The following is a 20,752-nucleotide window of genomic DNA, read 5'->3' on the forward strand; positions in this document are numbered from 1 at the left end:
CCGGAGTTTGTTTCAGAGGTTGACTTAAATGCACCGGCGTGGATAGCTTGCCGGGCATGCCGAAGGCTCAGGCACACGAACTCCGCTGCGCCGGCCGGGTCGTCGCCCGGTACGTCTGGGATCCGCGACTGCCCGCGACCGTCTCCCCCAGGCCCTACCTGCACCCGGTCACCACACTCGGCGGCACCACGGTCACCGGGTTCATGCCCGACGATCACGTCCACCATCTCGGCGCCAGCATCGCCCTGCCGATCGTCAACAACGTCAACTTCTGGGGCGGCAGTACATATGTAACCGGTCATGGATCAATACGTCTGGACAATCATGGCCGCCAAGACCACCACCGCTGGCTGCACCGTGACGACGGCCGTGCCGAACACGAGCTGCACTGGACCGGTCGCGACGGCGTCACCCTGGTCCGTGAGCGGCGTGCCCTGACCGTTCGGCAGCTCACCCACGACGCCTGGATGCTGCGCGTCATCTTCACTCTGACCAGCGCGGACGGCACCACCCTGGAAATCGACAGCCCGGCCGCCCGGGGCCGGGAAGGCGCCGGGTACGGCGGATTCTTCTGGCGCGCGCCGGCCGGTCTCGACCGGGTGCACGCCTACGGCCGCGACACCGACGGCGACGTGCACGGCAACCGCGACCCGTGGGTGGTTCTCAGCGGCCACCGTGACGGCGGCGCCCCGTGGACCCTGATCTTCCTGGCCGACGAGAAGGACCCCTGGTTCGTGCGGTCCGCCGACTACGCCGGCGTGTGTTCGGCGATCGCCTGGAAACGGCTCACGATCGCACCCGGCGGCACCCTCACCCGGCGCCTCTCCGTGGTCATCGCCGACGGCCCACCCAGCAGCGCCATCACCGACACCGCGACGGCGGCCATCCGCGAGGAGCCGGCATGACACACCGATTCCACAACCCGATCCTGTACGCCGATTGGCCCGACCCGGACGTCATCCGCCACGGCGACGACTTCTACCTGGTCGCGTCCAGCTTCAACCGGGTTCCCGGGTTGCCGTTGCTGCACTCCACCAACCTCGTCGACTGGCGGATCATCGGCCACGCGCTGACCCGGCTGGTTCCCGGCGAGCACTACCGCGTACCCAGGCCGGGTTGCGGAGTCTGGGCGCCGTCGCTGCGCCTGCACGATGGCCGGTTCTGGATCTGCTACCCGGATCCGGACTTCGGTGTCTACGTGACCACCGCCGCCGACCCGGCCGGTGAGTGGAGCCCGCCCCGGCTCGTCCTGCCCGGCCGGGGACTGATCGATCCGTGCCCGCTGTGGGACGACGACGGCAGCGCCTACCTGGTGCACGGCTGGGCGAAAAGCCGGTGCGGGTTCAACAACCGGCTCACCGCCCACCGGATGGCCCCGGATCTCAGCCGGCCCCTCGGCGACGGGGTGCTGATCGTCGACGGGGACGCCATCGGAGGCTGCCGCACCCTCGAGGGTCCCAAGTGGTACCGGCGCGACGGCTGGTACTGGATCTTCGCCCCCGGCGGCGGCGTGGCGAACGGCTGGCAGTACGCGATGCGCTCCCGGCACGTGTTCGGCCCCTACGAGCCGCGGATCGTGCTCGCTCAGGGCGACAGCGACGTCAACGGGCCGCATCAGGGCGCCTGGGTCGACACGCCGGGCGGCGAGGACTGGTTCGTGCATTTCCAGGACCGGGAGGCGTACGGGCGGATCACCCACCTGCAGCCGATGACCTGGGTGGACGGCTGGCCGGAAATCGGCGACCACGGCACACCGGTACGCGCGCACCGCACCCCGGACGGCCTGCCCCGGGTGCCGGTCACCTTGGCGACCAGCGACACCTTCCCACGCGGACGGCCCGGTCCGCAGTGGAGCTGGTCGGCCAACCCGTCGCCGGGGTGGATCGTCGATCACCCCGGTGACGGGTTGCGCCTCGCCTGCGTTCCCGGTGGCAAGGATCTGCGTACCGCCCCGAACCTGCTGGGCCAGCCGCTGACCGGACCCCACCTGCGCGCCGAGACGACACTGCGGCTCAGCGGCGGGGATTGCGCGCGAGGCGGGGTCACGGTGCTCGGGCGCACATACGCCTGGTTCGGGCTGGAGAAGACGCCCGGCGGAACCCGGCTGACCTGCCGGATCGCCGAAGCCGACGGCGAGGCGGAGAAGGACGCGGCGGCGCCCGTCACGGTTCCGGACGAGGCCGGGGTGCGCCTCGCCGTGACCGTGACCGACGGAGTGGTGACCGGGTTCGCCGCCGAGTACGGCGGTGAGCGGTGGGAGTGCGGCCTACCGTTCACCGCCACCCCGGGTGGCTGGATCGGCGCGACCGTCGCCCTTTTCGCCATCGGCCCGGACGGGCACGCCGACTTCACCTACTTTCACGCCACCACCTCGGAGCGGAAATGATCATCGCCGTAGTGCTCGCCGCGGTGGCGGCCATCGTCCCGGTGAGCGCCGCCGGCCCTTCCATCGTGGCCGCCACCACCGGCGGCAACGTGGCCGACGGGCCCGAGGGTCACGCCAGGGGCGGCGTGACCACCAGCTTCGCCACGGCCACCGGCGGTGGCCTGGCCGCCCCAGCCGCAGACTTCGTCGCGACCGCCACCAACAGTGGCTCGGCCGCGGGATTGGTCAGGAGCGCCACCAACAGCGACGTGGCCGCAGAACTGGTCACGAGCCCCACCAACAGCGACACGGCCGCAGAACTGGTCACGAGCCCCACCGGCGGCGGCGCGGGCGCAGGACTGGTCACAGGCCCCACCAACAGTGGCGCGGCCGACGGCTTTGGCGCGGGCACCACCGGTGGCGGCGCGGGCGTCACGGTTCGCGCCACCACGTTCGAGCAGCTCCGGGCGTTTGCCGCGGCGGCGGATCCGCTGGTCGTCCAGGTGGTGGGCAGCATCCGGGTCGATCCGTTCGGTGACATGATCCCGGTCGCCTCGGACAAGACGATCATCGGTGCCGGACCGGGTGCGGAGATCGTCGGTGGTGGCCTGTTCCTCAACGGCACGCACAACGTGATCATTCGGAACCTGACGATTCGCGACTCCTACATCCCCGGCGACTTCGACGGCAAGAGCTCCGCCAACGACAACGACGGCATCCGCCTCGACGCCGCCGATCATGTCTGGATCGACCACACCAGGATCGAACGTGTCGGCGACGGCGGTATCGACATCCGCAAGGACAGCGATCACGTCACCCTGTCCTGGAACATCGTCGGCGACATCAACAAGGCACTCGGCGTCGGATGGACACCGAACGTATTGACTAGATTGACTGCACATCACAACTGGATCCGCAATACCGTTCAACGCAACTGGAGTATCGACAACACGGCCGCCGCGCACCTCTACAACAACTATCTGGAGAACGTGACCCAGTACGGCACGATGAGTCGCAACAACGCCCGGGTGCTCGTCGAGGACAGCGTGTTCGAGCAGGTCAATGACCCGCTGGTCGTCCATGGCACCGCCGCCGGGCTCGCGCAGAGACGGAACCTCTTCACCGGGACGACCGGACGGGCCGACCAGGCGGGCGAGGCGTTCGAGCTGCCCTACGCCTACTCCCCCGACCCCGCCCGCCGGGTCAAGGACCTGGTCACCCGCCATGCCGGGCCACAGTGGACGTCCCCGTCCACACCGTCGACGATCACGGTGGCACTGGACGGCAGCGGCGACTACGGCAGTCTGCTGGCGGCGCTCGGCGCCACCCGTGACGCTCGTGAGCCGGTGACCGTCCGGGTGACGCCGGGCTACTACCGGGAGCAGGTGAGGGTGTGGCCCAGCCAGGCGAACGTCACCATCGCCGGGCCCGCCGACGCGGTCATCGCCTACGACCTGGACTCGGGTGGGCAGAAGTTCTACGGCGGGCCACTCGGGGACGACGCGGCCACGCTCACGCTGCTCGGCGAGGGCACGACGGTTCGGGGGCTGACCGTCACCGGCACCGCGGCGCCCGCTGTCCGGGCCGCCGGTGACCGCACGGTTCTCGCCGGCACCCGGCTGACCGGGTTCCTGGCCGGCCACGGGCGCAGCTACCTGCGGGACTGCACGGTCGCCGGCGGCGGGGACCTGATCACCGGGACGGCCGTGGCGGTTCTCGACCGGTGCACCATCAATCCGGCCAGCGGCGCGAGCGTCACCGCGGTGGCCACGCCCGCGCGTCAGCCGTACGGAATCCTGGTTGTCAGATCGATCGTCGGCCGCGGCCCGGAAACCGCAACCGAACCTCTCGGCCGGACCGGGCAGATTGTCCGTGATTCCGCCATCGCGGAAGCGGAAACCGCTCTCCTCGGCGGGACCAAGCAGATCATCGGCCAACCCTGCACCGCGCAAACCACAACTGACCGCCCAGGCCCGACCAGGCAGACCGTCCGCAAATCCGCCATCACGGAAACGGAAACCACTCTCCTCCGCCGGACCAAGCAGATCATCGGCCAACCCTGCACCGCGCAAACCACAACTGACCGCCCAGGCCCGACCAGGCAGACCGTCCGCAAATCCGCCATCACGGAAACCAGAACCGTTCTCCTCGGCCAGATCGGGCAGATCATCCGCGAATCCGCCACCGCGGAAAGCGGAACCGTTCTTCTTGGCCGGACCGGGCAGGTGGTGGTGCGCGAATCCGAGCTCGGCCCGCGGATCGCCGCCGAGCCCTGGCTTGCCGGAAGCGGGCGGTTCGGCGAGTACGCCAACACCGGGCCCGGCAGCGGCCGCCCGGAGTTGACCCGCGAACAGGCGCGGCGGTACACGGTCGGCGCGTACCTCGGCGGCTGGCGTCCCCGAACCTGATCAGCCTCATGACTATCCTGCTGGGGAATCGACCGACCAGCCCGGAGGCAGCCGTGACCGGTGACGCCCCTGCGACCCTGCGTCTCGCCGACCAGGTCGTCGCCGAGTACATGTGGCGTCCCGATCTGCCCGTGGCCCTGTCGCCCCGGCCGTACCTGCATCCGGTTCGCACGCTTGGCGGGATCTGTGTCACCGAGCTGATGCCCGCCTCGCACCGCCACCATCTGGGTGTCAGTGTCGCGGTCGCGGAGGTGGACGGCGCCAACTTCTGGGGCGGCCGCACCTTCATTCCGGGGCACGGTCCCGCCTGGCTCGACAACCACGGCACCCAGGCGCACGCCCGCTGGCTGCGGCGCACCCCCGCACAGATCGGCCACGCCCTGCACTGGACCGGCATCGACGGCGCTCTGCTGCTGACCGAACGGCGCGAGATCTCCGCCCGGCGGCTCGCCGACGACGCGTGGATGCTCGACTTCGGGTTCACGCTCTCCAACGCCGCCGACCGGGACATGCCGGTCCGTAGTCCCGCGGTTCACGGTCGGCCGGGCGCGGGTTACGGCGGCTTCTTCTGGCGGGCGCCCACCCCGGACGCGCCGGTCCGGATCGACGCGGAGGCGGGTTCCGGTGTGGAGGCGGTACACGGGCGTACGTCCCGCTGGTTGTCGGTGCACGGCGGCGCGTGGACGCTCGTCTTCATCGGCGGGACCGAGCGGACCCGGTCCGACCGCTGGTTCGTCCGCACCCGCGACTATCTGGGGATCGGATCGGCGCTGTCGTGGGACGAGCCACTCGTACTGTCTCCCGGTTCGGCGCTGACCCGGCGGATAGTCACGGTGATCGCCGACGGCACGCTCTCGCCGGATCGGGCCGCCGCCTATGCCGACGAACTGGCGTCATGACCCGCCCGGTGCACCGGGTCGCGCCCGCCACCGACACGCCCGTCCGGCAGGACAGCCTCCGCGCCCACAATCTCATCCTCACGTTCCGGCAGATCGTCGGCGCTCCTGTCCCGATTTCGCGGATCGAGCTGGCGGCGGCCACCGGCCTGACCCGCCCGACGATCTCCCGCATCGTCGACGAGCTGCTCACCGCGGGCCTGGTCGTGGAGGCGGCGCCGGCACGGTCTGGCAACAGCGGCCGTCCCCGAGTGGGTTTGAGCCTCGCGCGGACCGGTCCGGCCGGTCTGGGCCTCGACATCCGCGCGGACAGCCTTTCGGTCTGCGTCGTCGACCTCACCGGGTCGGTTCGCCACCTCGACTTCGCCCCGCACGGCCCGTTCCCGGACCACGGCCTGGACCGTCAGCCCGTCGCCGGCTTCGACCGGGCTCCTGCTGAAGGGCGGAGCCTGGATCCGCAGGACACGCTGCGGAGTCTGGCCACCATGGCCGGGAAGGCGATCCGCACGGCGATGGCCGAGAACCTGACCGTCGTGGGGGCCACTCTGGCCGTACCGGGGCCGGTCGACGGCGGCATAGTCCGTTTCGCTCCCACGTTGGGCTGGCGGGATGTCGACGCAGGCGGGATTCTTGCCGCGCTGATCGGCACCGAGGACCTGCCGGTCGGCGTCGACAACGACGCCGGGCTGGCCGCGCTCGGCGAGCTCTACGCGGGCGGCCCCGAACTGCGCGACTTCGTCTGCGTGAGCGGCGAGTTCGACATCGGCGCCGGCCTGGTCCTCGGCGGGGTCCCGCTGGGCGGCTCGCGCGGCTGGGGCGGCGAACTCGGCCACGTCATGGTCGACAGCGCCGGCCCGGCATGCGCGTGCGGGGCCACCGGATGCCTGCAGTGCTACGCCGGTCTGCAACGCATCATCGACGCCTCCCCGCATCTGCCACCCTCACCGCAACAGCCGGCCGTCGCCATCGACACCCTAGTCTCGAACGGTTCCCCGGAGATCCTGGCCGCCCTGAACCGGGCTGCCTCCGCCCTGGGCACCGCCGTGTCCGCCCTGGTCAACCTGGTCAACGTGGACACCGTGCTGCTGGGCGGCAGCTACTCCCTGCTGACCTCGTGGCTGACCGACGGCATCGACCGCGAGCTCCGCAGCCGCGTCCTCACCGCCCGCTGGTCCCCCATCGAGGTCCGCCCCGCCCAGCTGGGCCCGGACGCCGCGGTGATCGGTGCGGCCTTGCAGGCCATCGACCAGGTGCGGCGAGACCCCAACCCTTGGCTCGCCCGCCGCGGTTGACCTTTCACCGGTACGGGGTGAGGCCGCTTTCCGGCACGGGGTAAGACCGCTTACCAGTACGCGGGGTGAGACCGCTTACCGGTACGGGGTGAGACCGCTTACCCGCACCAGGTGAGACCGCTTACCGGCACGGGGTGAGACCGCTTACCGGTACGGGTGAGGTCGCGCCGTCATGACCTGACCGGCCCGCCGGGTCAGCGCCCCGTCGGACGATCGGCCACGCGAGCGATCGCGGCCGGTGTGGGGTTTCGCCTGGTTGGCGTGATCTCTCAAACGTCGATGCCGGCCGCCTTCATCTGCCGGCTGACGTCAGACCATTCGCCGCTCATGGCCGGGAGCGGGGCCGAGGATCCGATCGGGTCCTTGAAGCCGCTGGAGGTGGTGACACAGACGACCGGCCCGTCGAGCGGTCCCCCACCGCGCAGCCCGGCCAGGCCCGCGGCGCCGGACAGTTCCACCCACAGTCCCGAGCGGGCGAGTTCCGTCTGGGCGGACCGCAGCTGCCCGTCGTCGACGGCGAGGGCCCGCCCACCGCTGGAACGCACGGCGAGCACCCCGCGATAGCCGCTGACCTGCGACACGATCGAGTAGGCGGCGGTCGGCCCGACGTCCACCCGGGCGGCCGGCACCCCGGAGCGGAGGGCTTCGACGAGCGGTGCCGCGGCGGCGGGTTCGCAGGCGATCATGCGGGGCACCCGGTCGGCGAGCCCGAGTCGTTCGAGTTCGGCGAAGCCCTTCCACACGCCGTAGAGCAGTTCGCCGTACCCGGTGGGAAGGAAGACGGCCGTGGGCGTGCCGATCTCCTGATGGATCTCGTAGGCGATGGTCTTGTAGCCCTCGGGCCCGAAGGGGTGCCCGGTGTGGGTGACGGTGGTGCTGCTGACCGGATGCAGGCCGCCCCGATCGGCGATCCGCCGCATCACCGGCCACCGGCGCTCCCACGGCACGGGCAGCACGACCGCACCGTAGGCCCGCAGGAAGGTCACCACCTGCGGCGCCGGAGCGGGACCGGTGATCACCACGCAGGGCAGGCCGTTGCGGGCAGCGTAGGCGGCCGCCGATGCACCGTGGTTGCCGGAGGAGGCGACCACGACGCCGGGCGCGCCGACGCCGACGGCCGCGCTGACCGTGCAGCGGTTGAGCCGGTCCTTGTGGCTCCACGTCGGATTGCGGGACTCGTCCTTGAGGTAGACGCCCGGTTCCAGTTCGACGAGCGGTGTCCCGCCCTCGCCGAGCCCTTCGGCCGCGAGCGGTGGCAGGAGCGCCGGGAAGCGGTCGGGGGTGAGCGGGCCGTCCGGGATGCGGTCGTAGTCGTAGTCGACGTCGACCGGATAGGCGATCTCGGTGCTGCTCGTCTCGGGGCATCCGCTGGTCAGTGGCGGCCAGAGCGGATATCCGATGCGGGTGTCCCCGAGCGAGCGCTGTCCGGTCGCGAGCGATTCAACGGTTGCCATGGTCAGCAAGGCTAGGTGCCGCGCTGCGCCGGGCGGCCCATCCGGCGAGGATTGCGCAGACGGCGGTGAGGACCAGGGTGGCCGTGGTGACGGCGTTCTCGAAGCCGTGGGCGGCCGCGGCGTCCAGGTCGGCGAGCGAACCGGACAGCGCCGAGGCCACGATGGTGCCGGTGACGGCCAGCCCGATGCTGCTGAACATTTCCTGCCCGGTGTCGTTGAGGGCGGCGCCGGTGGAGGTCTGGTCTTCGGGGAGGCCGCGCATCACGGTGACGGTGGCGATGACCATGACGACGCGCATGCCGGCCGCAGTCAGGACGAGGGCGGCGGCGATCGCGAGATATCCGAACCTGCCGAGGAGCCCGTAGAGCAGCAGACCGGCGATGACGGCCGCGGCGCCGATCATCCCGGCCCGGTGCGCGCCCGCCTTCTTCACGAGGCCCTCGACCAGCGGCCCGACCGCGATCATGGTGATGACCTGGGGAAGGTTGCCGAGAGCGGCCTGGGCCGGGGACCAGCCCCAGACGAGTTGCAGCTGGAGCGAGACGCTGTAGGCGAGGACGGCCATGCCGAGCCCGAGCGCCGCCTGGTAGGCCAGCCCCGCGCCGACGAGGGGCCGCTTGAGCAGGGCGAAGTCGATGATCGGGTGGGTGGTGCGGCGTTCCCGGACGACGAATCCCACGCCGGCGGCGACGGTGCCGAGCAGCCACGGGACGGCGGCGAGCAGCCCGTCCTCGACGGCCAGGCTCGCGGTCCAGAGGGCCAGGATGATCGTGGCGGTGCCGAGCAGGGCGCCGGGCAGGTCGAGCGGCGTGCGGTTGCGGTGGGCGGGGTCGTCGGCCGGGATGCCGAGCCGGATGCAGACGGCGGCGAGCACCACGACGGGCACGTTGAGCACGAGCAGGGTCTGCCAGGGCAGCACCTGGATGATCAGGCCACCGACGGTCGGGCCGACGGCCAGACCGACGAGGCCGACCGTGGAGATGAAGCCGGTGGCGCGCATCAGCAGGTTCTCGGCGTCGAAGAGGCGGAAGCAGAGGGCCATGGTGCCGGGTGCGGTCATGGCGGCGGCCACACCGATGGCGGCGCGGACGGCGATCAGCTCGGCCGGTGTGCGGACCGCGAGGACGGCGAGGCTGGCGAGGGCGAACAGGGTGAGGCCGATCAGCATCACGCGGCGTGTCCCGTACCGGTCGGCGATGGCGCCGAAGGCGATCATCAGGCCGCCGAAGAGCAGTGAATACCCGGAGGTGACCCACTGCAGGTCGGAGGCGGTGGCGTGCAGCTCCCGGGCGATGGTGGGCAGGGCGACGTTGAGGACCGAGTTGTCGAGCATCTCCACCAGGAAGACGACCGACAACCCGAGGATGGCGGGCCACACGGCCCGCAGCGAGGTCGCGCGGGCCTCGAGGACTTCGGTGCTCACGGGCACCCCCTTCTCTGGAATGACGTTCCAGAACCAAGGATGGAACGTCATTCCAATCTGTGTCAAGATGGAGGCATGTCACCGGCCCGCCGCACCGAGAGCCTCTCCCGCGAGGTTGTCGTCACCGCCGCCATCGAACTGCTCGACGAACACGGCGAGCGCGGGTTCACCTTCAAACTGCTGACCGAGCGGCTGCGCACCGGCGCGGGGGCGGTCTACTGGCACGTGGCCAACAAGGAGGAGCTGGTGCGCCTCTGCGCCGACCGGGTCCTCGGCGACGCCTTGGCCGCCGCCGGCCCGGAGCAGGATCTGCGCTCGCTCGCGCTGTCCGTCTATGACGCCCTCGACCGGCACTCCTGGGCCGCGCGCCACGTCATCGTGCTGCCCAGCCTGCCCCACGCACTGCACCTGCTGGACCGCATCGGCACCCTGCTGACCGGCACTCCCCTGCCCGCCGAGCGCCGCTTCCTCGTCGCCACCGCGATCTTCAACTACGTGGTCAGCGTCACCGCCCAAGACGTGGTCCGGGTGGCGACGGTCGACACCGCCGCCGGCCGCGACGCTCTGCTCGCCGCATACGCGAAGAGCTGGGAGTCCCTCGACCCCCAGACCTTCCCCTTCCTCACCGGCGCGGCCACCGATCTCCGCGAGCACGACGACCGCGACCAGTTCGTCACCGGCCTGGACCTGCTCCTTGACGGCCTCCGTCACCAGAGCGGCGGAGGTCAGCCCGGAGAGGGCTGACAGCGCCCGGCGGCGAACCACAGGACGATGCCGATGCCGGGCGCCAAGGTGACCAGCAGGATCCACCGGGTGAGCGACCGTCTGCTCAGCCCCGCCCGGATGACGCTGACGATCGTGGCGGCGAACAGCGCCACCCAGCCGGCGAGCAGGACGGTCCAGAAGGCGATGCCGCCGAGGGTCGTGCCCAGGTCGGCCGCGGCGATCGAGTCGATGTTCATTGCTGCGCTCCTCGTGTCGTTGACGCATCCCATGGTGTCGGCAGCGGAGGGCTCCGGGCGTCAACCCAGGGTCTGAACACCGGAGTCAGACCCAGGTCTGACGCGCCGCGCAGGCCGCTTGGATAGCCTGGTCGCGTGACACGGGCATATGGAGGAGACGCGGCGGTCGCCGCCCTGCTGATCTACCTGATCGGCTCTTCCACCCTGGACCCGCCCGGTCCGGCGTGGACCGGCCCGGCCGCGGTCGCATGGCTGGTGGCGGCCGCGATCGCCCTACCGCTCGTGGTCCGCCGCCGATGGCCCCTGCCGGTGCTGGCCACCGTTGTCGCGGCCGCCGCCCTCGCCACCGCCGCCGGCGTGGTCGGCCCCGGTGTGATCGTCGTGGCCTGGTTCCCGGCCACGCTCGCGCTCTACACCGTGGCCACCGCGACCGGCCGGATCACGGCCGCCCTCGCTCTGGCCGCCGCCCTGGCCGCGCCGGCCGCCACCATCCCGTGGCTCTACCAGCGCACCGGTGTCAGCTCCGCCGACGCCCCGGGCAGCGAGGTGCCGCTGTGGTGGCAGGTGGAGCTGGGCGTCACCGCGGTCGCACTGGCCACCGCATGGGCGATCGGCCGGCTCGTCCGCTGGCGGCGCGCCCTCCAGGCCGACGCCGCCCGCCGGCTGGCGCGGGACGCGGTCGCCGACGAGCGGCTGCGGATCGCCCGCGAGCTGCACGACATCGTCGGGCACAGTCTGAGCCTGATCGCGGTGAAGGCGACCGTCGCCAACCACATCGCGGAGGAGCGGCCGGCGGAGACCCGGGCGGCACTGTTGACCATCGAGCGGACCAGCCGGTCGGCCCTCACCGAGATCCGCCGGCTGCTCGACGTGCTCCGCGCCGACGACGACACGGACGACGGCGCCGCCGAGCGCGCCCCGACGCCCGGCGCCGCCGACCTGGCCGATCTCGTCGAGCGGCTGCGGTCCACCGGGCTGCGCATCGACCTCGACGTCAGCGGCACCGATGAGCTGCCGACCGCGGTCGGCCTGACCGTCTACCGCATCGTCCAGGAGTCACTCACGAATGTGATCAAACACGCGGAGGCAGGCCGGTGCCGGGTGGCGGTCCGGGCCGCCGGCGGTGAGGTGCGCATCGAGGTGACCGACGACGGGCGGGGCCGCCATGCGCCACGGCGGCGGCGCGGAGGTCAGGGCCTGATCGGCATGCGCGAGCGTGTGAGCATGTATGGCGGCAGCCTGTCCACGGACACCCGCCCGGAAGGCGGGTTCCAGGTGGTCGCCGCCATTCCGTACACCGCAGTCGAGGAGACCGTGTGACCGACTCATCCGTGCCGGACATCAGCGTTCTGCTGGCTGACGATCATGCGCTGATGCGGGAGAGTTTCCGGGCCCTGCTGGACGCGACACCCGGCCTCACCCCGGTCGGCGAGGCGGGCAACGGTGTGGAGGCCGTCCGGATGGCCCGGCGGCTGCGGCCCGATGTGGTGCTCATGGACGTGCGCATGCCGGAGATGGACGGCATCGAGGCGACCCGCCAGATCTGCTCCGCGCCCGAGACCTCCGCGGTGCGGGTGCTCATCCTGACCACGTTCGACCTCGACGAGTACGTCTACGCCGCCCTTCAGGCCGGTGCCAGCGGCTTTCTGGTGAAGGACTCCACGGCCGCCGAACTGCTCAACGGCATCCGCCTGGTCGCGGCCGGCGAGGCACTGCTCGCGCCACGGGTCACGCGCCGTCTGATCGACGCCTTCACCAGACAGATCAAACCCCTTCCGGGTACGCCGCACGGCCTCGACACGATCACCGAGCGCGAACGCGAGGTCCTCACGTTGATCGCCGGCGGCCTCTCCAACACCGAGATCGCGCAGCACCTGCAACTGGGCATGGGCACCGTGAAGACCCACATCGGCCGGCTGCTGCACAAACTGGCCGCCCGCGACCGCGCCCAGCTCGTGATCGCCGCCTACGAGTCCGGCCTGGTGACCGCCCAGGGCTCCCGCTCGTGAGCCCGGCGGAGATCCTCTACGGACCTCTCGCCGAAGGGTCGGCTGACGTGTTCGGGAAGCAGCCGACCCGTTCCCCGCCGGTGCCTCTCGGCCGCGGCGACGAGGCGGGGCACCCACGGCGGCAGCGGGCAACGCCGCCGCCAGCGGGCGGGCGAAGGCTGAGGCCATCAAGGACAGCCCCGGCCGAGGACGACGGGCGACGCCATCAGAGACGCCACCGAGTAGGGACGAAAGGCGACGCCGTCAATGACAACCCCTGCCCAGAGCGAAGGGCGAAGCCATCGAGCACAGGCACGGCCCAGGACGAAGGACCACGCCATCAGGGACGCCACCGAGTGATAGCGAAGGGCGACGCCACCGAGGACACTTCCGGCCCAAGGCGAAGGGTGACGCCGTCAAGGACGGCCTCGAGCCAGGCACCAGGCTTCGACCTCGTCGGCCAGCCACACGCGACCCTGTGCGAGCTGGGCAACCGGGCGCGGAAAATCGGCGCGGTTGGTGATCTGGTAGACACGCTGCCGGCTGATTCCGCCCAGCCGAACACGAAGCTCCTGGTGACCGACCAGGCTCGGGATTGGAGTGTTCACGCAGCCTAGCCTAGTCGCATGACAACCTGTCTAGCGCCTATGTCACTCGAACGGGTGAATCGGCGAGGGCGTCGAGCAATCCAAGCAGGCAGCGTCGGCGAACAGGCCCGAGCAGGGACGGACCGGCGAGCAGGTCGAGCCATGCGGCGTAAGCGCCAGAAGCGCCAAAGCGGCAGGAGCGGCTTGACGGCATGAGCACCACGAGCGGCTTGACGGCATGAGCACCACGAGCGGCTTGACGGCATGAGACCAAAGTCGCCGATGTCTTGGTAGGTCTCGATGCTGATGGCGGCGCCGTTCGCCATCACCGCGTCCAGACAGAGGAGTTGGAGGCACGGGACGTCGGGGCCGTCGTATTCGGGTTCGCCCTCATCACCGCCCCGAACCACCATCTCCACGCCCTGCCACGAGTCGACGATTTGTCCCCCGCAGGGCCTGGAACTCGGCGACCCGGTCGCGCAGTCAGTCCTCGATCATCGGCATGGGTGGTGAAGCTGTCCCAGCGGGAACTATTAGTTCACCGTCGAGCCCTGCGTGGCCGGTGTCCCGCCCACCGACTCGCACAGACGACGTGCGGCCCGGTTGCTCACACCCGTGATCAGGAACATCTTCCGGCGCCGAGTCGCACACCCGCCGCCATGGACGACCGGAGCAGCCCACGGCCGATCCCCCGGCCCCGAAACGGCTCGGCTACTTCGAGATGGTGCAGATAGAACATGGTGCTACCGTCCGGTCTCGCCAGATGGTGTCCCCAGCACCAGTCCTGGACCTCCTCCTCGTCGACCGCGAGGAAGGCGATCGCACAAAGGAGACGGCGCCCGCGGCGGCGCCGGTGAAGCGCCGAACCGCTTGCTCGACGATGCCCACGGGTCCGGCGAGACGGTGCGGATCACAGGTGAAGCGCTGGACCGCTTGCTCGACGATGCCCACGGGTCCGGCGAGACGGTGCGAATCACAGGTGAAGCGCCGGACCGCTTGCTCGACGATGTCCATGGTGTCCGGCGAGACGGTGCGGATCACACAGGAAGGGTGCCGCGGTGTTCCGACTGGAGCGAGGAGCGACCGGATTCCGGTACGGCAAGGAGCCGGAGCTTCCGGAGATCCCACTGCGGAGATTCCGCGGCTGCTGTCACGAGGCCGCTCGGCGCGCCGGCGGAACCGTCGACCAGGTCCATGAACGCGCCTATCCGCGCGACTATCACCGCGCGGTCATCGTGACCCCGGACGGCCGGTTCGTGGTGCTGTGCCACGCCGTACATCCGTGGATCGCCTTCGTCGAGGAGGACACCGGCGACCTGGACGGTCCGGGGAACTTCTTGGATCCACCGGTATGGGCCACGGCGTACACCGATACGGGTTTCGTCGTCATGAGCCGTGAACTGCTCGACTCGCCGCTCAGCGACGTCGACACGACAGCGCTGGGCAAGGGCGAATGGATGCAGATCCGCTCCTGGCGGCCGGCGAGCACGGGCCGCGCGGTGTTCAACGCCTGGGATTGAGCCGGCGGGGGTCGAGGACGCCCGGACGGGTCCATCCCTGGGCATGGCCGGGATGTCCAGCGCGCCGCGAACGATTCCGGGGACGCCGGCACGTCGAGCGAGGGGCGACCGGCAGCGGGCCGCATGTCAGGGGGCTTGATCCAGCCGCTGGGCGATCCGCTCGACGGCGAGCAGGTCCTCCGGGGTGAGCCGGTCGATGAAGTGCTGCCGGACCGAGGCGACGTGGATCGGTGCGGCGTCGGAAAGCGTTTCCCGGCCGTACTCGGTGAGCACGAGCAGGCAACCTCTGCCGTCGGCCGGGTCGGGTTCGCGCCGCAGCAGGCCGCGTGCCTCCATCCGGCTGGCGTGCCGTGACAGGCGGCTGCGTGACCAGCCCATCTTGTCGGCCTGCCGGCCCAGGGTGCTGGTGTGATCGGGCTGTTCCGACAGGGTGCTGAGCACCTCGTAATCGGGTTCGGAGAGCGCGATCCCGGCCAGGTCACGTGCCGTGCCGGTCTGGACGGCGACGACCACCCGCAGGAACGCCCGCCAGGCCCGCTCCTCGTCCGGGCTCAGCCATTTCGTTGACATGTAATCAAGCTAGCATCTAACCTTCGTTTCCATGTCAACGAAACCGATCCGCGTCCTGGTGCTGACGTGCAGCACCCGCCCCGGCGCCCTCGGCCCCGCCGTGAGCGACTGGCTGATCGAGACCATCACCCCGCGCGCCGCGGAACTCGGCGCCGAACTGGCGCCGGTGGCCCTCGGCGACCTGAAACTGCCACTTCTCGACGAGGAGGACCATCCGTCGTCGGGCGTCTACCGGCACGACCACACCCGCCGGTGGAGCGCGATCGTCGACGCGGCGGACGGCATCATCGCGATCACCCCCGAGTACAACTACGGGATGCCGGCGACCTTGAAGAACGCGCTGGACTATCTCGGCCGCGAGTGGGCGTGGAAACCGATCGGTTTCGTCAGTTACGGCCACACGTCGGCGGGCACCCGCTCGGTGCAGCACGCCAAGCAGGTCGTCACCACGCTGCGCCTGGTCCCGCTGGGCGCCACGGTCGCGATCCGCATCGGCGACGGCCTGCGCCCCGACCCCGCCCGCGACACGGCGGCCATCGGCCTGCTGGACGAACTGACCCGCCTGGCCCACGCGCTGCGCCCGATGCGGGAACGCTCCACAGCGGCGCCCGGGCCACTCCCCGGCTCCTATGTGCGCACCCTGACCTCGAACGACGCCGCCGAGGTGGCGGTGCTGCAGCGCTGCTGCTGGGTGGACGAGGCACTCACCAACGACAGCCTGGCGATCCCGGCCCTGCACGAGTCGATCGAGGACGTCCGCGATTGGCTATCTACCTGGCATACCACCGGAATCTGCCGCGACGGCCGCCTGCTGGGCATGGTGCGGGCCCGCCGTTCCGGCTCCGACTGGCACATCGGCCGGCTCGCCGTCGTCCCCGACCTCCGCGGCCAGGGCCTGGGCCGCTGGCTGCTGCGCGCCGCGGAAGCCGCCGCCGACCCCGGCTGCCACCGCGCCGAGCTCTTCACCGGCGCCAAGAGCCTGCACAACATCGCCCTCTACCACAGCGAGGGCTACCAGACGATGCCGCCCGCCGGCCCCGACGGCACCACCACCCTGGCCAAACCCCTGCGCTGACGCCGAGGTCCGCGCTTCGCTTCCGGCCTCCTTTCCGGTACGCCTACGCGTTCCGCCCGGGGCAGAGATCCTGCTCGGGCGGCCGGCGCCACACGATCCGCCCCGGTCGGCCGGCACCGCACGGGCCACCGGGTCCGGCTGGCTCCCAGAGCCGTCCCAGCCCAGTTGATGAAGCACCCACAACCAGCCGCGAACCTCCGGTTGGCCCCCAGCGCTGGCTCAACTCAGTTGATGAAGCACTGACAGCCAGCCGGCTTTCTGCGGCCGGCCCCAAGGCTGCCCAACCTCACCGAATCAAGCGCCGACACGCCACCGCCAACATTCGGCTGGGTGTCACCGTCGAGTCGGCCGGGTGAGGCGGCGGCAGGTGGGTGGGGCGGCGCCTGGGCTCGGGGGCGGCAGCAGGTGGGTGAGGTGGCGCCTGGACCGGCGGCGGCAGCAGGCGGGTGAGGCGGCCCCTGGACCCGGGGCGGCAGCAGGCGGGTGAGGCGGCCCCTGGACCCGGGGCGGCAGCAGGCGGGTGAGGCGGCCCCTGGGCCGGCCCGCCCGGCCACCGATCTGAGCCCGGCGGGCGCGGCACAGGCCGGAGCAGGCAGCGAGATCGCGCGGCCGGGCGGAACGGTCCGAAAGGAACGGGACGGCACCACGCGTACCGGAAAGGAATCGCTATGGCCGGGTGTCCTCGTCGCGGAGGCAGGCGACGGTGCGGTGATCGTCGTCTCCGGCGACGCCGTGGGTGATGCCGGTGAAGCCGGGCCATCGCCTGGCCAGAATCTGCTCGTGGCGCAGGAAACGGACGATCGTCGCGCTGATGCGCTCGCCGGGGACCAGCAGCGGGATTCCCGGCGGGTACGGCGTGAGCAGCACCGCGGTGGTGCGGCCGGCGAGGTTCTCCAGCGGGACGTGTTCCACCCGCCCGGCTGCCATGGCGGTCCACGCGGCGGTGGGCAGGGTCACCTGTTCGACCGGTTCGGTGTAGATCGTGGTGGACAGTTCGGCCAGGTCGGCGTCGCGATAGGTGGCGTGCAGGGCCTCGCAGATGTCGCGGAGACCGCTTCCCGCGTACCCCGGAAAGGCGGCCGCGAAAGCCGGCATGAGCCGCTCGATCTTGGCATTTCCAGCATAGGCGCTCTTGAATCGGTGCAGTTCCGCGATCAGCGAGTTCCAGCGTCCCTTGGTGATGCCGATGGTGAACAGGACGAACAGCGAGTACAGGCCGGTCTTCTCCACCACCACCCCGTGTTCGGCGAGATAGCGCGCCAGCACGACGCCGGGGATGCTCGGTGTTCCCGGTGGGCTGAATGCGCCGTGCACGGTGAGGCCGGGCGTGGTGAGGGTGACCTTGATCGGGTCGAGCATGGCGAATCCGTCGTCCACCCGGTCGAATCCGTGCCAGGCGGCGTCCGCCGTCAGTTCCCATTCGGATCGTTCCGGCAGTCCGGTGCGGGGTGGGGTGTCCGGGCCCCAGACACCGAACCACCAGTCCGGCGTTTCCGCGCCGATCCGGATGACGGTGCGGCGGAATTCCATCGCCTCGGTGATCGTCTCCTCCACCAGTGCGGGACCGCGCTTTCCGGCCATCATCTCGGCGGAGACGTCGCAGCTGGCGATGATGGCGTACTGCGGGCTCGTGGACGTGTGCATCCGGTACGCCTGGGCGAAGACCCGTTCGTCGAAACGGCCGTCGGCGCTGTCCTGGACGAGGATCTGGGACGCCTGGGAAAGGCCCGCGAGCAGTTTGTGGGTGGACTGTGTCGCATAGACCACGGTCTTCGTGGTGCGGGTGCGGTCGTTGGCGACGCCGTGCATGCCCTCGTACAGATCGTGGAAGCTGGCGTGCGGCAGCCACGCCTCGTCGAAATGGATGGCGTCGACGACTCCGTCGAGAATTCCCCGAATCGCGTCGGCCCGGTAGATGATGCCGTCGTAGGTGGACTGGGTGAGCGCCAGCAGGCGGATCGGCCGGTTCTTGTCGGCGATCAGCGGGCTCGCCTCGATCTTCTCCCGCAGCGCCTCGGCGGTGAATTCCCGGCGCGGAATCGGCCCGATCACGCCGGCCTTGTTCCGCGTCGGCATCAGATAGATCGGTACGGCTCCGGTGAGCACGATGGCGTGCAGCACCGATTTGTGGCAGTTGCGGTCCACCGCGACGATGTCGCCCGGCCCGACGAGCGAGTTCCACACGATCTTGTTCGAGGTGGAGGTGCCGTTGGTGACGAAGAACAGGTGGTCGGCGCGGAACGTCTTGGCGGCCAGGCGCTCGCTGTCGGCGATCGGGCCGGTGTGGTCGAGCAGCTGTCCGAGCTCCTCGACCGCGTTGCAGACGTCGGCGCGCAACAGGTTCTCGCCGAAGAAGTCGTGGAACAGCGTGCCGATCGGGCTTTTCAGGAAGCCGGTGCCGCCGGAGTGGCCGGGGCAGTGCCAGGAGTAGGCGCCGTCGCTCGCGTACCGCATCAGCGCCGCGAAGAACGGCGGCGCCAACTGGCCGAGGTAGTGGCTCACCTCCCGCTGGATCTTGCGGGCCAGGAAGTCGGGGGTGTCCTCGTAGGCGTTGACGACACCGTCGATGCGCGACAGCACCGACTGCGGAATCCGGCGGGCCGTCAGCTGCTCGCCGAACAGCAGGATCGGCACCCGGTCGTTGTGCGCCCGGACGGCGTGCACGAAGTCGGCGGCGGTGCGGATGGCGGCGACGTCGGCGGGTTCCTCGGGCCCGTCCGGGGAGCGGCCCACGGTCAGATGCAGCCCGTAGAGGACGGCCGAACTGGACCGGGCCACGTGCGCCAGCATGCCCGGCCGCTCGGTGTACCGCCCCTCGTCACCGAAGCAGCGCAGCTCCAGCCCGGTACGGATGAGCGCGGCCTCCAGCAGTTCCAGCGGCCGCCGCGCCCCGGCGGGCCCGTCCACGGGCGTGACGATCGTGACCGGGAACGGCAAGGGGAACGTCCTCTCGGCGGCAGGTGCGACGCCGTGACGGTAGCCAGGAGGGCCGCGTTCCGGCCGGAGAACCGGGCGCCGGTCCCCGGGCCGGGTGACATCACTCATCCCGGCCGCGGTGACCGTCCAGGACTGTCACTATCCGGGCGCCTCAGTACGAAACGTGAGGGTGAATCCGCTCTCGATCCGTCCCCCCGGCTCCAGCCACGTGGCGCCCGCGTCGGATGTGTCCCGGTCGGGCCCGAACAGCGGGGCGTTGGCGGGTTCGATGCCGAGCGCCCAGCCACGCCGGGAGGGATAGATCCACTGAAAGCAGCGCGGGAGGACGGCCGCGTTCCAGGCGATCTCCGCACGGGTGGCGAGCGCGGGCGAATACACCGTGGTCAGGGCTCGTTCGTCGGCGAAGTCGGTGTGCTCCCAGACCGTCTCGCCGACGGTGTCGATCGGGGCCGGAAAGCTGTGCCAGTCGGTGTCGTCGTCCCGGGCGGTCCGGCGTTCGGCGTTCGCGTCCACCCGGGTACCGGGGACCAGGAACGGGGCCCCGAAATTGATGTGATAGAGCAGACTGATCGGTTCCCTGGTGGTGCCGTTGTTGACGATGGTGTCACGAACCGTGAGGGCGGGCTGGTCGGCGTTCGCCTCGATCTCCCGGTACAGGAAGACCTGACGGCCGAAGACGGCGGAGTTGGCGATCGTCGCGTGCAGAATCACCCCGGGCGCATCGGTACGGCGTACGCCCACGTCCACCGCCCTGGTGTGATGGTGACTGCCGTGCTGACCGTGCCCCTCACGGGGCTTGCCGATGTTGTCCAGCCCGCAGGTGGCCAGCATGCCGCCGGTGAAACGGCCTACCCAGCCGCCACGGGACGGGTCCGAGTCGGGCCCGGCCGCCGGAATCGACGAGCGCCACGCGATCGGCCATCCCCTGTACCACAGCGAGCCGATGTCGAACCCGCGCTCCGGCAGCACCTCGAATGCCAGACCACTGGCGAGCGCCACCCGATAGGAGCGGCCACCAGGACCGGAGTGCGGGTCGCCCGTGGACTCGCGAATCTCCACGATCGCGTCGGGATTGCTGATCAGTCCGTGTGCCACCATCTCGGCCGCGGATATGAGGTCCATTCGTTGTGCCCTTCCCGTGCTAGCGGGCCTCGATGATCATTCCGGCGCCGACCGTGCGGTTGGTGCTCTCGTCGATCAGGATGAAGCCACCGGTGGTCCGGTTGCGGCGGTACTCGTCGGCCAGCAGCGGCACGGTGGTGCGCAGCTTGACCC

Annotated in this window: 19 protein-coding genes; 10 read left to right on the forward strand and 9 right to left on the reverse strand. The window is 70.6% G+C overall.

Annotation, left to right across the window (positions count from 1 at the left end; all coding sequences use genetic code 11):
* The first annotated feature begins 56 nt into the window (after positions 1 to 56).
* Genes J5X75_RS15005 through J5X75_RS15025 form a run of 5 tightly spaced genes read left to right on the forward strand, consistent with a single transcriptional unit; the run spans position 57 to position 6,961 of the window.
* Positions 57 to 905, forward strand: coding sequence for a DUF6807 domain-containing protein (locus J5X75_RS15005; RefSeq protein WP_208467972.1), 849 nt, complete (start codon positions 57 to 59; stop codon positions 903 to 905).
* On the forward strand, positions 902 to 2,386 hold the full coding sequence (locus J5X75_RS15010; RefSeq protein ID WP_208467973.1) for a glycoside hydrolase family 43 protein: 1,485 nt from the start codon (positions 902 to 904) through the stop codon (positions 2,384 to 2,386). The genes J5X75_RS15005 and J5X75_RS15010 overlap by 4 nt, the downstream gene beginning before the upstream one ends.
* Positions 2,383 to 4,773: a pectinesterase family protein gene (locus J5X75_RS15015; protein ID WP_208467974.1), complete on the forward strand. Its 2,391-nt coding sequence runs from the start codon at positions 2,383 to 2,385 to the stop codon at positions 4,771 to 4,773. Before J5X75_RS15010 ends, J5X75_RS15015 begins: the two co-directional genes overlap by 4 nt.
* Positions 4,774 to 4,781: 8 nt before the next feature.
* Complete coding sequence (locus tag J5X75_RS15020) at positions 4,782 to 5,672, forward strand: DUF6807 domain-containing protein (RefSeq protein ID WP_208467975.1); 891 nt, start codon at positions 4,782 to 4,784, stop codon at positions 5,670 to 5,672.
* Complete coding sequence (locus J5X75_RS15025; RefSeq protein ID WP_208467976.1) at positions 5,669 to 6,961, forward strand: ROK family transcriptional regulator; 1,293 nt, start codon at positions 5,669 to 5,671, stop codon at positions 6,959 to 6,961. Before J5X75_RS15020 ends, J5X75_RS15025 begins: the two co-directional genes overlap by 4 nt.
* 269 nt (positions 6,962 to 7,230) lie before the next feature.
* Here J5X75_RS15025 and J5X75_RS15030 read toward each other — a convergent pair whose 3' ends face one another.
* Together J5X75_RS15030 and J5X75_RS15035 are read right to left on the reverse strand one after the other, a co-directional pair.
* Entirely contained in the window at positions 7,231 to 8,415 is a 1,185-nt protein-coding gene (locus tag J5X75_RS15030) for a threonine synthase (protein ID WP_208467977.1), read from the reverse strand.
* The gene (locus J5X75_RS15035) at positions 8,402 to 9,838 is read right to left on the reverse strand and encodes an MFS transporter (RefSeq protein ID WP_307798089.1); all 1,437 of its coding nucleotides are present in this window, start codon (positions 9,836 to 9,838) and stop codon (positions 8,402 to 8,404) included. The genes J5X75_RS15030 and J5X75_RS15035 overlap by 14 nt, the downstream gene beginning before the upstream one ends.
* Positions 9,839 to 9,913: 75 nt before the next feature.
* On the opposite strand from J5X75_RS15035, the gene J5X75_RS15040 reads away from it, so the two are divergent.
* The gene (locus J5X75_RS15040) at positions 9,914 to 10,582 is read left to right on the forward strand and encodes a TetR/AcrR family transcriptional regulator (RefSeq protein WP_208467979.1); all 669 of its coding nucleotides are present in this window, start codon (positions 9,914 to 9,916) and stop codon (positions 10,580 to 10,582) included.
* Here J5X75_RS15040 and J5X75_RS15045 read toward each other — a convergent pair.
* Positions 10,564 to 10,800, reverse strand: coding sequence for a hypothetical protein (locus J5X75_RS15045; protein WP_208467980.1), 237 nt, complete (start codon positions 10,798 to 10,800; stop codon positions 10,564 to 10,566). The two genes, J5X75_RS15040 and J5X75_RS15045, sit on opposite strands and share 19 nt — an antisense overlap.
* A gap of 135 nt (positions 10,801 to 10,935) precedes the next feature.
* Here J5X75_RS15045 and J5X75_RS15050 point away from each other — a divergent pair, with 135 nt between their 5' ends.
* Positions 10,936 to 12,120, forward strand: coding sequence for a sensor histidine kinase (locus J5X75_RS15050; protein WP_208467981.1), 1,185 nt, complete (start codon positions 10,936 to 10,938; stop codon positions 12,118 to 12,120).
* Positions 12,117 to 12,809 (forward strand): response regulator, encoded by a 693-nt coding sequence (locus tag J5X75_RS15055; protein WP_307798090.1) that lies wholly within the window; start codon positions 12,117 to 12,119, stop codon positions 12,807 to 12,809. Before J5X75_RS15050 ends, J5X75_RS15055 begins: the two co-directional genes overlap by 4 nt.
* Before the next feature lie 395 nt (positions 12,810 to 13,204).
* On the opposite strand, the gene J5X75_RS15060 is transcribed toward J5X75_RS15055, so the two are convergent.
* Both J5X75_RS15060 and J5X75_RS46395 read right to left on the reverse strand, forming a co-directional pair.
* Entirely contained in the window at positions 13,205 to 13,396 is a 192-nt protein-coding gene (locus tag J5X75_RS15060; RefSeq protein WP_208467982.1) for a helix-turn-helix transcriptional regulator, read from the reverse strand.
* Between the two features lie 598 nt (positions 13,397 to 13,994).
* A complete protein-coding gene (locus J5X75_RS46395) occupies positions 13,995 to 14,195 on the reverse strand; it encodes a GNAT family N-acetyltransferase (RefSeq protein WP_372450881.1) in 201 nt (66 codons plus the stop codon).
* Positions 14,196 to 14,433: 238 nt separating this feature from the next.
* Here J5X75_RS46395 and J5X75_RS15065 point away from each other — a divergent pair, with 238 nt between their 5' ends.
* Positions 14,434 to 14,895: a hypothetical protein gene (locus tag J5X75_RS15065; RefSeq protein ID WP_208467983.1), complete on the forward strand. Its 462-nt coding sequence runs from the start codon at positions 14,434 to 14,436 to the stop codon at positions 14,893 to 14,895.
* Between the two features lie 126 nt (positions 14,896 to 15,021).
* Here the strand turns inward: J5X75_RS15065 and J5X75_RS15070 are convergent, their stop codons facing one another.
* A complete protein-coding gene (locus J5X75_RS15070; RefSeq protein WP_208467984.1) occupies positions 15,022 to 15,465 on the reverse strand; it encodes a MarR family winged helix-turn-helix transcriptional regulator in 444 nt (147 codons plus the stop codon).
* Between the two features lie 100 nt (positions 15,466 to 15,565).
* Between J5X75_RS15070 and J5X75_RS15075 the strand changes: the two genes are divergently transcribed.
* Positions 15,566 to 16,540, forward strand: a complete 975-nt coding sequence (locus J5X75_RS15075; protein WP_372450882.1) for a GNAT family N-acetyltransferase — start codon at positions 15,566 to 15,568, stop codon at positions 16,538 to 16,540.
* Positions 16,541 to 17,206: 666 nt separating this feature from the next.
* Here J5X75_RS15075 and J5X75_RS15080 read toward each other — a convergent pair.
* The 3 genes from J5X75_RS15080 to J5X75_RS15090 form a co-directional block, all read right to left on the reverse strand.
* Positions 17,207 to 19,477 carry an Orn/Lys/Arg family decarboxylase gene (locus J5X75_RS15080; RefSeq protein ID WP_208467986.1) on the reverse strand — a complete coding sequence of 757 codons (2,271 nt, stop codon included), beginning with the start codon at positions 19,475 to 19,477 and terminating at the stop codon, positions 17,207 to 17,209.
* 138 nt (positions 19,478 to 19,615) lie between these two features.
* Positions 19,616 to 20,599, reverse strand: a complete 984-nt coding sequence (locus J5X75_RS15085; protein ID WP_208467987.1) for a DUF4432 family protein — start codon at positions 20,597 to 20,599, stop codon at positions 19,616 to 19,618.
* A gap of 19 nt (positions 20,600 to 20,618) precedes the next feature.
* On the reverse strand, positions 20,619 to 20,752 hold a 134-nt coding region (locus J5X75_RS15090; RefSeq protein ID WP_443607214.1), incomplete at its 5' end, for an elongation factor 1-alpha C-terminal domain-related protein.

This window comes from Actinoplanes flavus (assembly GCF_017592555.1).
In the GTDB taxonomy this organism is placed as follows: Bacteria; Actinomycetota; Actinomycetes; order Mycobacteriales; family Micromonosporaceae; genus Actinoplanes; species Actinoplanes flavus.